This window comes from Domibacillus sp. PGB-M46 (genome assembly GCF_022668875.1).
Taxonomy (GTDB): Bacteria; Bacillota; Bacilli; order Bacillales; family Domibacillaceae; genus Domibacillus.
In genome coordinates this window covers 35,519-50,368 of sequence record NZ_JAKGCR010000019.1, presented here as the reverse complement: position 1 = coordinate 50,368, position 14,850 = coordinate 35,519, and the positions used below count along the sequence as shown (strand labels likewise).

General features: G+C 36.6%; 12 protein-coding genes. 2 read left to right on the top strand and 10 right to left on the bottom strand.

The window, feature by feature from the left end:
- The first annotated feature begins 143 nt into the window (after window positions 1–143).
- On the top strand, window positions 144–599 hold the full coding sequence (locus tag L2D08_RS17725) for an SRPBCC family protein (RefSeq protein ID WP_242235745.1): 456 nt from the start codon (window positions 144–146) through the stop codon (window positions 597–599).
- Window positions 600–699: 100 nt separating this feature from the next.
- On the opposite strand, the gene L2D08_RS17720 is transcribed toward L2D08_RS17725, so the two are convergent.
- Window positions 700–1,182: an SMI1/KNR4 family protein gene (locus L2D08_RS17720; protein WP_242235743.1), complete on the bottom strand. Its 483-nt coding sequence runs from the start codon at window positions 1,180–1,182 to the stop codon at window positions 700–702.
- Between the two features lie 270 nt (window positions 1,183–1,452).
- Here L2D08_RS17720 and L2D08_RS17715 point away from each other — a divergent pair, with 270 nt between their 5' ends.
- The gene (locus L2D08_RS17715) at window positions 1,453–2,376 is read left to right on the top strand and encodes a hypothetical protein (RefSeq protein WP_242235741.1); all 924 of its coding nucleotides are present in this window, start codon (window positions 1,453–1,455) and stop codon (window positions 2,374–2,376) included.
- 660 nt (window positions 2,377–3,036) lie between these two features.
- Here the strand turns inward: L2D08_RS17715 and L2D08_RS17710 are convergent.
- The 9 genes from L2D08_RS17710 to L2D08_RS17665 form a co-directional block, all read right to left on the bottom strand.
- The gene (locus L2D08_RS17710; protein WP_242235740.1) at window positions 3,037–4,212 is read right to left on the bottom strand and encodes an MFS transporter; all 1,176 of its coding nucleotides are present in this window, start codon (window positions 4,210–4,212) and stop codon (window positions 3,037–3,039) included.
- Window positions 4,213–4,373: 161 nt separating this feature from the next.
- On the bottom strand, window positions 4,374–4,955 hold the full coding sequence (locus L2D08_RS17705; protein ID WP_242235738.1) for a GNAT family N-acetyltransferase: 582 nt from the start codon (window positions 4,953–4,955) through the stop codon (window positions 4,374–4,376).
- A 276-nt stretch (window positions 4,956–5,231) separates the two neighbouring features.
- Window positions 5,232–5,651: a GNAT family N-acetyltransferase gene (locus tag L2D08_RS17700; protein ID WP_242235736.1), complete on the bottom strand. Its 420-nt coding sequence runs from the start codon at window positions 5,649–5,651 to the stop codon at window positions 5,232–5,234.
- Window positions 5,652–5,900: 249 nt separating this feature from the next.
- Window positions 5,901–6,446 carry a hypothetical protein gene (locus tag L2D08_RS17695; protein ID WP_242235733.1) on the bottom strand — a complete coding sequence of 182 codons (546 nt, stop codon included), beginning with the start codon at window positions 6,444–6,446 and terminating at the stop codon, window positions 5,901–5,903.
- Between the two features lie 244 nt (window positions 6,447–6,690).
- A complete protein-coding gene (locus tag L2D08_RS17690; protein WP_242235731.1) occupies window positions 6,691–7,509 on the bottom strand; it encodes a DUF4878 domain-containing protein in 819 nt (272 codons plus the stop codon).
- Window positions 7,510–7,827: 318 nt separating this feature from the next.
- Entirely contained in the window at window positions 7,828–9,738 is a 1,911-nt protein-coding gene (locus L2D08_RS17685) for a hypothetical protein (RefSeq protein ID WP_242235729.1), read from the bottom strand.
- Between the two features lie 563 nt (window positions 9,739–10,301).
- Window positions 10,302–11,411, bottom strand: a complete 1,110-nt coding sequence (locus tag L2D08_RS17680) for a flavin monoamine oxidase family protein (RefSeq protein ID WP_242235728.1) — start codon at window positions 11,409–11,411, stop codon at window positions 10,302–10,304.
- Between the two features lie 480 nt (window positions 11,412–11,891).
- The gene (locus L2D08_RS17670) at window positions 11,892–13,196 is read right to left on the bottom strand and encodes an MFS transporter (RefSeq protein ID WP_242235727.1); all 1,305 of its coding nucleotides are present in this window, start codon (window positions 13,194–13,196) and stop codon (window positions 11,892–11,894) included.
- A 117-nt stretch (window positions 13,197–13,313) separates the two neighbouring features.
- Window positions 13,314–14,702 (bottom strand): aminotransferase-like domain-containing protein, encoded by a 1,389-nt coding sequence (locus L2D08_RS17665; RefSeq protein ID WP_242235725.1) that lies wholly within the window; start codon window positions 14,700–14,702, stop codon window positions 13,314–13,316.
- Between the last annotated feature and the right edge of the window lie 148 nt (window positions 14,703–14,850).

The following is a 14,850-nucleotide window of genomic DNA, read 5'->3' as shown; positions in this document are numbered from 1 at the left end:
TAAAGAAAAGCTCGTCAAAGGATACTGTAGATTTTTACGTTAAACTGTTGGGCAGGTAAGTTGAACAAGAAGTAGTTAATACTAACTGCGACAAATTATAATTTTGGGTGTGTTAGTAAGTGCTTTTGGAAGGAGAATAAAAAATGCCTGTTATTGAGCATCAGCAGTTTATTAAAGCACCTGCCGAAGTATGTTTTGACCTTGCAAGAAATGTGGATATCCATACCCAAACGACCTTTAAAACAAAGGAAAGAGTCGTTGGTGGAGTGACAGAAGGGTTATTAGAACAGGGAGATACTGTTACCTGGGAAGCCATTCACTTTGGTATTAAACAAAGACTGACAGCCAAAGTGACATTAATGGAAAAGCCTCATAAGTTTGTAGATATTATGGTGAAGGGAGCTTTCCAATCTTTTGTTCATACCCATCAGTTTATTGAAGAAGCAGGCGGAACCCTCATGATAGATACATTTCAATATAAGTCGCCATTTGGTCTAATTGGCGTTGCAGCCGATAAGTTGTTTTTGGAAGAATATATGAGAGCATTTATTATTTCTCGTGCAAAAGAACTGAAAAAGATTGCCGAAAATATGGATTAGTCTTCTGCAACCGGGGTTTAAGTGCATAATGGATAAAGTAACGCTGCTCTTAGTTTAAGCAGTAGTTGACCGATACTGTTGATTAAGAAATTCAGTTGAATTAGTCGACTAGACGAAAAAGCTGTTTTAGGAAATCATCAAAGGTATCTGCCATTTTGATGTAATACCAATTCATTTCTCCTGTTGAATAATCTTCGCAAACAAATTGAATTGAAGGGTTTTCTTTTGTATAACGATAATCCATGACAAGCCAATTATGAAAATCAGTCCAAAGGACAATCATAGACTTTGGAAGTCCTGCTTCTTGTAATGAATCACCTGAAGACAGGATGCTTACATCATCGTCTTTAAAGTGAATGGGGTCGATATCTAAATGATACTTTATCGGGCTGTCAGGTAACGTGAAATACGGATAAGTGAGCTCGCCGCCATTTTGTCCTTTCATTAGCTGCTTAAATGTTTCAGGAAGCGTAATACCTAACAAGAATTCTGCCTTCAGTATAATATAATCGTTGATTGGATACTGAATACGCCAGGTTTTTTCCTTGTCCCAAAAGTTTTTGCCGTTATAATACTCCTTCATATGTGTAGCCTCCTATGGTTACGGCAGATTTCGTTTATTTTCATATTATTAATTTATAGTAGAACAGCAGCACCTATTTAATCAACAGTCCGTCTATGCTGGTTAGTTTTGGTAGAAACAATGTATTAATAGTAGGCGTTTTGGATGATAAAATTTTGTTGTTAGGAAAGCAATGACCATTTTTGATGGTGGCACAATGATTTAAATGATTTCTTGTTAACCTGACGCACCCGAAAGTGTACTGTTATTACCTTTTAAGGAGTGAAGATATTGCTGAGTATGGAGGTGGTGAAATCATTTAACACAAGTTATTCTTTTGCCGTGTCGCATGATTTCAACTTTATATCCCGTGTATCAAATAAAACGTTTATTTACTTAAATAAAAACTGGGAAGATCCTATTGTTTTAAATAAGCCTAGTCATCCTGGTACTTTAGAATACAACGATGGTTCTAAGTTATTATTAATTCAAAACACTACTGGAAGTACCTATATTTATGAAACTCAACAGTTTAATCTTGTAAAAACAATTCGAAGTAAAAAAAATTTAAAATTAAACGAAGATCAGATTTCTTTCTTGAAGGAGAAAACCGGATTATTATTTGTGGCAAGTACTAGTTCAAGTGATCAAATTTTTGTATTTGATCTAGATTTAGATCAATATGAGGCAATTTCAGATTTTGAGGATTCTAGCATTTCGTATATTCAATACTTGGAAGAGGAAAATGCTCATTTGTTTACAATCCGTACCAATAATGAAATGGCTGGGGTCACTGAATTTTCTATTGTGAAAATTGTGGAGAAAGATTTTTCTTTTATTAAGATTGACAATAGTAAGGGGTTTGTCTGGGGGGGAGTACTTTTTAATGCTGCATTGAATAGTTACATTCTAGTTGATGGGTATAACGTTGTAATGTTAGACTCGAAATTTGAGAATGTACTAAAAGATGTTAAACTCTCTCTTCAAGAAGTTCATGGATTTGACCAACAATTTCAACATATAAGTTTATCGAACGATGGAAAATTTATATTAATTACTTTTAGCGAGTGTGTAGTCATCTTAGACAGCGAGAGTCTAAACGCTATTAATATTCAGGACCTGCCTAATGCATGCTATGCTAGTTTCAGTAAAGACGACAAGTATCTCCTAATAGGTACTTGGAATAAAGGTTATATTCTTTTGAATAGTTTATAGGAAAAAGCAAAAAAACCTATTTTTAAATCCTGAATACATACAAAACAGCCATTCTTATTTTATCGGTAGGAAAGGCTGTTTCTTGTATTTATTAAACGAATGTAACAACGGGTTCTGCTTCATCAATAGTTGACCGATACTGTTGATCGAAACCAGAGATTAAAACATTATTTCTCCAGTGAGTAAGCCAAATAAAAGAAATGCTAAAACAAAAGCTAGGAACGAAAGTAAAAGTTTATTTCTTAGTCTTATTGCACTCACTTGGTTATTAAGTTTATCCATCGAGCCAAAGGCTGACACAGCGAGCAAAACAGTTATTACTGTTGCAAGTATGCTGACAAAGCTGAATGTTTTGCGCATGGGTTCAACAAAGTAAAAGTTGAGAGCAATAAGTGCATTAAACAAGAAGAATTGATAAATAAAAAACTTAAGGTAGAGCATGTATAAATAACCCCTATTCTTCAGATACCTTGTGTCTAATTTATAGTTTTTCTTGAAAGATAACATGGAAATTATTACTCAACCGTTCGTCCAGACTGTATATTAAAAGCCCCGGCTGTTTTTGACAGCCGGGGCTTTTCTAACACAACATAATTACATTTTTGTTGCATTAAGGAGCGAGTTTTATAGTTGACTTTTTCAATTAAAGCCCCCTATAGTTTAAGTACAATTCTTCACATTATAATTTTTCTCTTTTTTTGTTTCTTGGACCTTTTGGTTACTAAGGACAAAACTAATAATTGCTGCAATGCTGCAAACATATGGCAGGAACGGATAACCCCAGTTAGATATGACATAACCACCAATGATTGAACCAATGGTAATACCAATATACAGAGCCGTATTATTCCACGCCATAACAATTCCTCGTTCCTTGGGATATTCCACTGTTAATCGTGCTTGGTATGATGTAAATCCTGCATACCCAACCAAAGCCCATATGAACAGAAAGAAATAGATCCAATCCCCAGATGAGAAGAATATTCCTAAACAAACGAGTATAAGGGTCAATAAAATTAGCGTAGCTTTAGAAATCTTCTTTTCCCCAAACCTGTCTGTGAATTGTCCGCTAATAAGACTTCCTAAAACAGCGCCAATACCATAAAAAGTAACAGCTAACGCAATTTCTGAAGATGTGAATCCATTTTCGGAATAAAGAGCCGCACCTAAGTAAACATAAAGAGCATACATTGAAATCGCCCAAACGGTGGTAACACTTACCGAACCAAGTATTCTTAGCAGATTTCCCCCTGATAGATTTCTTGTTACATCCCTTTCAGGAACATATCTCCACGTTTTGAAATTTACTACCGCCAATAAAGTCCCTATCATAGCCATTACAACAAATACTGAACGCCAACCAAGAAAATGTTCTAGTAACGTACCGATTGGTGCTCCTGCCCAAAGAGCTGTTAAATGTCCTGAAACAACAATAGAAAGCCAAGTTCCCCTCCGGTTTGATGGTGCAATATCCCCGATAATGGCATAAATTAAAGGGGTGACTGCAGCAACCGACAAACCAGCTAAAATACGACTAATGATTAACGAGGTAAAAGAAGGTGAAAAAGCAGTTAAGGCATTAGAGAAGGAAAATAACAATAACCCAAATGTAATAAAAATCCCTTTTCCATTTTTATCTGAAGCCCAACCAAAGAAAGGGGCTGCAATAGCATATGTTACAGCAAAAACAGTTACCATCCACCCTGTCATCGCTGAACTAACACTATACGCTTCGGAAATGAACGGTAGTAACGGAGATACTACAAATAAATCTGTACCCATTAGAAACAAGGTTATCCAAGCAACACTTAAACTGACTCTCCCTTGCAAGCCCATTACACCCCCATTTACAATTATTATATGTATATTTTTTAGAGTCGTAATTGTTCAAGTAAACTGCTCCGTTTGTGCAATAAGAAAAGGAGGTGCCGCAGCTACCTCCTTTGTTAAGTTAAAGCACTCTTTCGTTTAATAAGCAACACTCCAAAAATACAGGATTATTGTAGCATACTCTCCAATTTGTCCTTCACTAGCACCCATTCTTGGTCGATTACACTGTAAAAAACAGAGTCTCTTAGGTAACCGTCAGGCATAACCACATGATTCCGAAGCACTCCTTCTTTTACTGCACCCAGCCGTTCAATTGCCTGCTGAGACCGCACATTTCGACTATCTGTTTTTAACTGAACACGAATTGTCCCAAGTGTCTCAAAGCAGTATTTCAAAAGAAGATACTTACATTCTGTATTTATTCTAGTTCGCCAAACAGTTGGAGACAGCCATGTCCAACCAATTTCCAAGTTACGGTTTGGTATGGATATATTAAGAAAACGAGTGCTTCCCACAATTTTCCCCGAATCCTTATCGAAGATAACAAAAGGAAATTCGCTTCCTTGCTCTCTCGCTTGAAGTGCTTCATTCACAAGGTACTTCATATCTTCAATCGATTGAACTTTCATTGGCATATGTGCCCATATATCTGGATTGTTTCCCGCATCAAATAATTCCTGTACGTGATACTCCTCCATAGGTTGTATCTTTACTCTATCTCCTATTAATACTACTGTTGTTATCTCCATAATTCTTCTCTCCTTTCTTTGGCATGATTATATAAACAAACTGTCCTGCATTAAAGTAACAGTTTTTTGTTTTTTATAAGGTACAGATAAATGAGGAAGGTTAAGCAACCCATCCTTCACTAATCTGCTTCTTTAGTTGAGAAAAAAAGACCGGCTGATGCAGTAACCGGTTCTTAAACTCTTGCCCCCGTTAGCCTAATAAGGAAAAGGTTTACTTGAACAACAATTGTTTAATGTTTATTGATTACCTTTCCTAAAATTTTAAATCTATTATGTCTATTTTTTAGAAATTACAGTAAACATCCCTGTCATGTTGGGTGAGAAATCTTTAAAATCATATTTTTCATAGAACGGTTCTTTACCTTGTGATGCAAACAAACCAACAAACGCTTTATCTGGGGCATTCGTATTTAAGTATTCAACCAAAAGATTCATTATTTCCTTCCCAACACCATTTTTCTGATAATCTGGATGGACCACTATATCTTGGATATAGAAATAAATAGCCCCATCGCCAACAATTCTCCCCATACCAACAATTTGATTATTATCTTTGACTGTGATGCAGTGAATAGACTTACTTAGTGATGTTTCCACCACTTCAAAATTCATATAATTAGTCCATCCCACAGACTCACACAAATATTTGTATTCTTCCAATGTTGGAATATTATTTTCAATCTTATATTTTTTCAAAATGTTTCCTCAGGTACCTTAAATTTCATCATAAATATATTCGACATCGTTTTATTTACCCCTCTTCCTCAACTAACCTGCACCTTTAGTTGAGGAAGAAAAAAGACCGGCTGGAACAGCAGCCGGTTCTTAAACTCTTGCCCCCCGTTAGTTTAAGTTCATCATTTCACAATAAGCTTCGTTGTCTTAATGATAATTTCAAACTACGATTCTTGCACCTTGGTAGCTGAAGAAAAACTGTTAATAACCCTAATAATTGCCTATTATATTACCATCTTTATCAAAATACTTGTATTTATATGTAAGTGTTTTACCCGCCGGTAAATCAATCCAAGAAACAGAATTCTGATTTACTTTAAACTCCTGTTTTATTGCCTGTTTATTTACATCTAATTCTATTTTAGCAATATTATTTTCTTGATTAGTAACAATCATAAATTTTAATACATTAGATTCTTCGTTCGATACGTGAATCAAGTATGGAGCAAATGATTGACCTTCACTTTTTTCTATATGTTTCCATTTATAATCACCTTTTTTATTTCTATAAAATTGAATATAACCTGGATTATTATTAGATAAAAAAGCAACTACCCTTTCATTATAAATATCTTTAATCTCCAAGATATCAATTGACTCGTTTTCGTAACCTTCAATCGATTGAATAACTTTTTCTATGGATTCTTTATCGTTCCCATACGGTTTACCTATACTATCCGAAATATAAAAAACAAATATTGTAATTAATATGACGGCAGTTAAAAGGTTGACTTTACTAATTTTCTTTATTGGCATTAAGATACTCCCCCTTTAAAATAAAATTATAACATCTAGTTCTTCGGCTAATCTGCTGCGTTAGTTTAATAAGACGCATTACAGAAATCTCCTCGTGATTACACTCAAATCGAAAAAACGCCCCAAATTCTAAAGATCCAAGGCGTTCTCAATACAACATAATATCATTTATGTTCTATTAATTATTTTAAATCTTACTTTCTAAAAGCACTGACTCGTAGATGTTTGCTATTCAAACAAATTTTTAAAATTCAGTTGCTGGTTTAATCATTTTAAAATCTTCATCTTTGTTAATATCTTCTGAACTGATATACACTTTCCATTCCCCAGACTTCTTCACGAGATGCAGAGGCACCTGAAGAACTTCTCCATATTTTCTAGTTAATTCGACCACCACTGTTGCTGTTTCTTCTGTCACATCTTTTACTTCTTTAATTTCATACTCTTCTAACGCTGTATGCTTGTCCGATTCCTTATACATCGTAACTCTTTCTTTCAAATCAGGAAAACGTTCATCAATGACCATCTCTGCCATTCGTTCATATTTTTTTGCCTTGTGTGACTCCAGATACTCTGTTGCGAACTCTTCTGGAGAAGAACTTTGTTCATTTTGTGTAATATCCGGTTTTTTTATTATTTTAAAATCCTCATCATCAAAAGCATCACCCGTATCGATATGTAGTTTCCAGTTACCCTCTTTTTTAACTAAATGCATCGGTATTTGCTCTATACTACCATCTTTAAACTCTACCACTGCAACAACAGTTGCTTTATCTTCTGTAACGTCCTTTACTTCTTTGATCTCATACTTTTTGAAATCATTAGAGTCGCCTTCAAACATTTTGTAGTTATCAATTTTAGTCTGACGGTCATTATTAAAACGATCATCAATCATTAAATCAACTATATTTTCATAGTCTCTTGCTTTTACTAATTCAAGATATTCTCTTACAAACCCCTCCGGGGAAGGGCTTTCCTGCGCTTCAGAATTTCCTAAAAATGAAGCAGCTAAAATACCGATTGCTGCAATAACTAAAACGGCTATAAACCAAATTCTTTTCACTTTTCCACCAACCCCCATTCTAACTTAATGGTAACATTTTTTGGATAAATATTTAATGTATTCCATTTTAACTTAAATAAGAGCAGCCAGCAAAATTTATTAATTCTGCTGGCTGCTCTTATAAATACAACATAATTGCATTTATGTTGAATTAGGAAATTTTTATTTATTGTTATTAAACTAAACTGTACCGTTAGCAGAATAAGAAAAGGCTGCCGAAATGACAGCCGAGATATTAAACAAAAGCTCCCTTTAGTTGAATAAGCACCTTCTTATATTATTGTGACCGCTTTTCCCTCTCAATAGCTGTAATAAAGATTAATCAATATAATTAAACATGTAATATAGACCCCAATCCTGGTCATTTGCCCATGGATCATAGAATCCCGCTTTTATTCCATTAACTGTGTGGGGTGTAAGCTTTGCACAAGATGCGCTGCCATCTTCATTGAACAAATTTAATACTCCGCGATAAGAGGCTTCTGCTTTCTTATAATACTCAGTATCTTTAGTTATCTCTGCTACGTTTTGATAAACACGTCCAGTTAAGGAACTCCAATAATGTGGGAATGTATCACCATACAATCTATGTTTACCAAACCAGTATCCATCCCAGTGTCTTATTGCCGTTTCGTACAGGTGATAATCAGGCTGAAGACCATTGAAAAGTTCTAAGATTTTTATATGCTTTTTTGCTTCATCAAGATACTTACTATCTTCCGTTAACTTATACATTTCTAGTAAACAGCCTGCAGCCGGGGCAACAATAGTCTGTTCAAAATTCACTTCTGATTTAGGATAACTTACTCCATAACTCATAATAGTATTCACATGCTTTTCAAAGTGACTGAAAATTTCGTCTTTTTCCACGTTAAAATTTGCTTCTTTCAGTAATGCAAGCATTTCAAACATTGGCAGCTCAATAGGATAAAAATCAGCTCCACCTTGCTTGTAATAGGACAACAATACTTTAGACATTTCCTTTAAAAAAGCTTCGCTCTTATACGTAAGATATAACTCTTTAAACAGGACGGCCAGCCAAGAATAGTTATATAAACGGTGAATATCGTTATTTCTTTTTATATCATTAAAGACCATGCCGGTATCTTCATCGTAAAGCTCTCTTCTGATATAACCCACATACTTTTTTAAACTTTTTTCTATTTTTTCATCCTTATTATTTCTAAGAAAACGAGCAAGTAATACGCCCATTCCGAACCTTTCCCTGCCCCCATTATGATCGTGATAATGGGAATAATATATATGTTGATCTTCATTATCATAAATTAAGAAAGCACCGTCTAAGTGACTGTCCCTATTATGATACTGTTGTTTATTAACAATAAAATCACATCTGCTTCTCACGAGTTTTGATATAATAGGCAGGACAAAAATTTTTACCTCAGTAGAAATTTCACCTATGTGTACTATATAGCTATACTCTCCAATAACTAAATCCACTTCATTGATCTTCACGATATTTTCTTCCTTAGTGTATGAAATTGCTTGTGAATTTCTTGTAATATTTATTTGTTTGTCAATCAAGCTATTATGAAGAGAAATCTCAATATTAATTTCCTCGTCTTCAAACACCGTGTAATTTTCTGCTTTTATGTTTAAATAATTTGGATATGTTTCTAACTTTTTATAAAAGTCCTCTTTACCATCATGCCAAAATAGTTCCCATTCAATTACATAAGACTCGCCTGGAGCCAATGCTAATGGGGCTGCATGTACTAAAAAATCCCCGCGATCATTACTTATTAATGATAAATCACGTTCAATACTATAAGATTTTAAGCTTCCTTTAGTTAAAAATAACCCTAAATGCGGACCTTCTCCTCCCATTCTTAGCCCCATAATATAACTAACAGTTCCACCACACCAAATATGTGCATGACATTTATTTGTTATACAGACATCGGCTGATTCATAATCATCATTAAATGTTGTGTATATTGAGATGTCTCCTAATTTTGAAAAAATATCAAATTCTGTTTTGTTTGTAAACGTGTAAACCTCTCGAAGAGTATTGTTATTAGTAAAACTCCGGGTAACCTCTGTATCTATTCCTTTTGGAGCTCTAATTGTTCCCCAGAGTTGAGTCCCTTCTACCCAATTCATTTTATATGGATCATCCTTATGCAATAATGAACTTATATATAGGTCTTCCTTATATTCAATGTTAAAAGAACTTTCCTTCATCTCATTCCTATTTTTTGTTTGCATGTAAGTACCCCCAATTAGAATTCATCGTTAACAGTAATCTTAGATCCCTTCAATATTCTAATGATTAAATATTTTTCGCTGTTGGGTTTGGAACTAGATGAAATATTCTATTTGATTATATTAAAACTCTTGTGCGCATTTAATTTAAAATTCAGTTTTTTTAAATTGAATAACAGTAAATTTCTATACCTCCTTTAAAGGAATAGCTGATTCTCCAGAAGAACCGATTGAAGAATTACCCGATTTATGGAAGTTCGTTGCATTTGGCAATTAAAAATGCTGTTTATGGCATTATGTTTTTTTTGAATATAAAAAGCCGAAAACATGCAAGAAATGAATAAAAATTTGCATATTTTCGGCTTATTAATAATTTTGGAGATTGAATAAAAGCCCTCGTTACTTTAAGTACATTATTTTACAAACTTTTTAGGGTAGAGTATCTTCAGATCGGGTCCACGCTGTTTTACCCTTGTCTGGCACTCATAAAAACCCCTCATTTTTCATTCACTTTGTTGCATTAAATATAACTATATTATAGAGGTTGTTGTATTAAAAATATCGTGTCATATAGGCTTGTTATTTACATTAATGATTTCAAAAACTGCCTGTTCCGCTGACTGGAGTGCCCCTTCAAGATGTCCACCATATTGTGAATTAGTCTCAGTACCGGCAAAAATAATTTTCTTTTCCCATACACCTGCTTTTGGTGGCTGACCATAGCTTGGAAAATCTCTAAGCGGATCGAGGTCTTCCTCAACAGCCGTTTCGGAATCTCTGGACCAGTCTTTGTAAAGGATCGCACTTACGTTTTGGGCGGAAGTTCCAAAGAGCCTAACCAATTGATCAATAACCAATTTTGAAACTTTATCCTGCCCCAGTTCCCGGCGCATTTTTGCTGGTATTCCAAAGAAACCAAATAATGCACCAGAGCCTGTTTCAGGAGAAGCATCATGGATTTCTTGTAAGGGTCCAACCCGGCTCGATACGAATCCGGAGAGTCCTGATTCTCTCCAAAAGGGCCGATCATAGATTGCTACTGCTTTGGCCTGTCCGGCCATCCATGTAGGTTTATTTACAAGGTCAACCATAAGAGCTGGTGGGAGCGCAGGAGAGAATTCAATATGACGCGCCACAATCCGAGGAGGCAATGCCAGGATAACAGCACTTGCAGAAACGTTTTTTCGCTTTCCATCAGCAAGAACTGCTTCAACAGTAATAGCACCAGCTTTATCTAATCGAATAGCCGTAACTTGTGTTTCTAACTCAACTATTCCTAAAGGGATAGTATCTGCGACAGCCTTAATAAGAGACTGCACACCTCCCCTGAATCGAACTGATATTGGATTGGAGTTTTCCGGCAGTTCATAACGCTCTGGTGGTTCGTTTGGGGATCGTTCTGAAAGCATTGCTCCTTTGGTGTACTGAACGAAAGTGTCTAAATTGAGTTCTTTAACAAGGTTGGCAATCGTACTCTCATACTGCGGCCAAAACCATGTTGGCCCGAGGTCAAATCTGCCTAAATCGGGTTTGTTCGGATCAGCAGCGGTCAAGACCCTGCCGCCAGTCCTGTCTCTTGCCTCTAGAACTTTACAATTGATGCCACGTGCAGTAAGTAAAGACGCAGCCCGCAGGCCACTCAAACCAGCTCCAACAATGACTACAGGATTATTCATATTTTTTCCTCATTACCTATTTCCTTAGATTTGGTGAAGTGAACATAAAGTAGTTTTCTCCAACAGCGGCTTCTCTATCTTAGATCTTAGCCCATTTTGTTAGCCGGTGAGCGTTAAAGGTGTTAGTTGGTTTCATCTTGTCAAAACCAAAATTTAATCCTACAGTTTCTGCTTGCGCAAACCGGACTAACACTTCGCGTTTTCCGATATAACAAAACGTGCATGCTATATAAGACCAGACATCAATTTTCATACTAAAACTCTTTAGTTCTATAAATGTTTCCCCTATTTAAACGCACGTTAAAAAATTAAATTGACTCATCGAATGCGATTAACGCATTTACTCCATGGGCAAGAGCAGAACCTGCTTTTAGTACTGTAGCTACCATAATAGATTCAGCTGCTTCTTTCTTCGTCACATTTGCTTTTTTTTGCTCCTTACTCTAAAAATACCTTGGATTTTTAGTTATCCTTACTTTATTACACCTTATTCTGATTGCTAGTGGCCCAAACAACGATTGGAATAAGCAGTAATGAAAGCACGGAACCAGCAATTGAAAGGGCTGCATAACTAGAATGTGCTACAATCATTCCAGATAAGCCGCCTCCTAATGCTCCTGACAAAGCAATCCAAACATCTACAGAACCCTGCGTCTTAGCCCGGATAGATGGCGGGGTTGCATCTACAAGAATGGCTGTGCCACTAATTAAACCAAAATTCCAGCCAAGCCCAAGTAAAACAAGTGCTGCGATGAGTACTGCCATCGAATCAGCAGGCCCCATAGCGGCTAGAATGCCAGAAACAAGCAGCGTAATGGCAGATGCAATAGCCATAACAGCACGGCCAACTTTATCAACAAGAAAACCCGTTACTAACGAAGGCAAAAACATAGCCCCTATATGAAATCCAATGACAAGCCCCGCTTCATTCAAACCATGTCCATGGTGCCCCATATGTATAGGTGTCATCGTCATAATGGCAGTCATAACAAATTGAGTTAGAATCATGACTGCAGCTCCTGCAAAAATGCCTCGCTTGTTTATCGATAGCAAATGAGAGTTTCCCTCTAAAGGTACATTACTGGTTGTTCTTTGAGCGTCTGCTATCGCTTTTGCTACTATATAGGGATCGGGACGAAGTAAAATGAATAGAACTAAACCAGCAAGCAGATAAGCTGCAGCGGCTAATATAAATGGACCCGCTAAAGCAGGAATTCCGATGGATACAGCAAACTCACCCATTACACCCACCAGGTTTGGCCCTGCAACAGCACCGAATGTAGTGGAAACCATGGCCATACTAACAGCCTTTGCCCTTTGTGTTGAGCTGGCCAAATCAGTTCCTGCATAGCGTGCTTGTAAATTTGTAGCCGATCCAGCCCCGTAGATAAGAAGTGAAGCAAATAAAAGCAGAATACTATTTGTTAATGCTGAAACGATTACTCCAATGGCACCGATCCCCCCAGCTAAAAATCCAGCCGCAAGTCCAGAACGGCGTCCAAATCGCTGAGAAAGTCTTCCCACAATCAGTGCAGCTGCTGCTGATCCTAAAGTAAATAACGCCGTAGGAATTCCGGTTACACTATCTGTACCTAACATATCCTGGGCTAGAAGTGCTCCCACTGTTATTCCTGCTGCAAGTCCTGCTCCTCCAAAAATTTGGGATATGACGATAACCATTAATGTTCTTTTGTATAATTGTTGTTGTTTTTCCGAAGAGCCAATGTAGCTTTGTAACCGGGCTGATTGAGTGTCTACTGCTTTTACATTCTCTTTATGCAACATCATTTAACCTCCTTTTTTAAAATCTAATCCTATTTCTTATACTCCTCCAACTAGGTTTGAATTATCATAACACGCACAAAAAAGCCATACAATATTATAATTGTATGGCAAACAATATCAGGTAAGATCGTTTAGCAAACGTTTAAGGATCATCAGTCCCTGCTCAAGCTCTTCGAGCGTTTCTGGTGCACAAACAGCAACCCTTACAGCCCGCTCCGGACAGCTATTCCCAACTACAAAACGTTCAGCCGCGTAGATTTGTACCCCCTGCTGTGCAGCTAACTTTTCAAATTCAGCACCTGTAATCTGGCCTGGTAATAGCAGCCAACGAAAGATGCCTGTTTCAACACCTAAACACGTATAGTCACCCAAATATTGATTTACGAATTGGTTTCTGCGAATGGTTTGTTCCCGATGACCCTCAATTAAGACTTCAAATTGATTCGATACAATTGTACGTGCTGTCAGTTCTGCTAATAACGGGGATACTGTTATATTCAAGTTATAAAGTGCCTTTGAAATTGGCTCTTTGAATTGACTCGGCACTGCTACATAGGCTAGTCGTAAGCCTGGTGCTAATGACTTAGACAAGCTTGCGATGTAGATAACCTGTTCCGATGCAAATGATGCGACTGCGGGAAGAGGTTTCTTGCACAGAAGATGGTACGATGCATCCTCAATAATGAACTGGTTATATTTTTTGGCTATTGCTGCAATCTTTTTTCGATTCTCAACAGACATAAAGGAAGCTGTCGGATTATGATAATCTGGGATCAAGTAGAGACCTTTAATATTATCATTTTTACAGGCATCTTCAAAAGACGTTGGACTCATTTCATCGTTCTCTGATTTTATCGGCACTATTTGCACATTAAGCATCGCTGCAACAGTTTTTAAGCCAGGGTACGTATGCTGGTCAACACCAATGCGATCTCCAGGCTGACAAAGACTTGCCAGTGTGGCAGCAATCGCATTTTGACCCCCATTTGCAAATAAAATGTGATCAACTGTTGTTTCAAACCCGCTTCTTCTGATTAGCTTTACAGCTGCATCCTTTTGCCAAAGGCTTTCTCCTGCCCGGCCATAACCAAACCATTTTTCAAATTCAGTCTCTTGCAGCATACTTTTTAGCTGGAGTAACAGCGGCTCGTAAGAAGCATTATCCGGAAGTGTGGCTCCCATTTCAATTAAATGCTTTGGCTTTGTATCTTCAAGTAAATACGCATTCGATAACGCGTCATACGATACAAATGTGCCGCTTCCAACAGTTGCACTTAACAAGCCCTTTAACTCACATACTTTAAACGCTTTTGAAATGGTACTCAAATTTAAATCTAAATAATCGGCCAGTTCTCGCTGTGGAGGAAGTTTTGTTCCAGGCAGCAAAACTCCATTTAAAATATCCTGTTCCAATTGCCCTGCGAGTGCCTGATAAATAGGCTTTTCAGTTTTATCAATCGATGGCTTCCAGCTCATTGGATAGTTTTCAAAAGAATTAATCGGCATGGATAACACCTTTTTTAAACAAATTATATGATTACTTTATTTATAAAAGCAATTGTGATTCTCGTACAATATATAGATACTACACTTATTGAACTAACCTGCTCCTTTAGTTGAGGAAGAAAAAAGACCGGCTGGAACAGCAGCCGGT

Bases quoted from the DNA above. Each gene is read 5' to 3' on its own strand.
- L2D08_RS17670 (WP_242235727.1), bottom strand. From the start codon at position 13,196: ATGTTGCATAAAGAGAATGTAAAAGCAGTAGACACTCAATCAGCCCGG.
- L2D08_RS17710 (WP_242235740.1), bottom strand. From the start codon at position 4,212: ATGGGCTTGCAAGGGAGAGTCAGTTTAAGTGTTGCTTGGATAACCTTG.
- L2D08_RS17720 (WP_242235743.1), bottom strand. From the start codon at position 1,182: ATGAAGGAGTATTATAACGGCAAAAACTTTTGGGACAAGGAAAAAACC.
- L2D08_RS17725 (WP_242235745.1), top strand. From the start codon at position 144: ATGCCTGTTATTGAGCATCAGCAGTTTATTAAAGCACCTGCCGAAGTA.
- L2D08_RS17695 (WP_242235733.1), bottom strand. From the start codon at position 6,446: ATGCCAATAAAGAAAATTAGTAAAGTCAACCTTTTAACTGCCGTCATA.
- L2D08_RS17705 (WP_242235738.1), bottom strand. From the start codon at position 4,955: ATGGAGATAACAACAGTAGTATTAATAGGAGATAGAGTAAAGATACAA.
- L2D08_RS17680 (WP_242235728.1), bottom strand. From the start codon at position 11,411: ATGAATAATCCTGTAGTCATTGTTGGAGCTGGTTTGAGTGGCCTGCGG.
- L2D08_RS17665 (WP_242235725.1), bottom strand. From the start codon at position 14,702: ATGCCGATTAATTCTTTTGAAAACTATCCAATGAGCTGGAAGCCATCG.
- L2D08_RS17685 (WP_242235729.1), bottom strand. From the start codon at position 9,738: ATGCAAACAAAAAATAGGAATGAGATGAAGGAAAGTTCTTTTAACATT.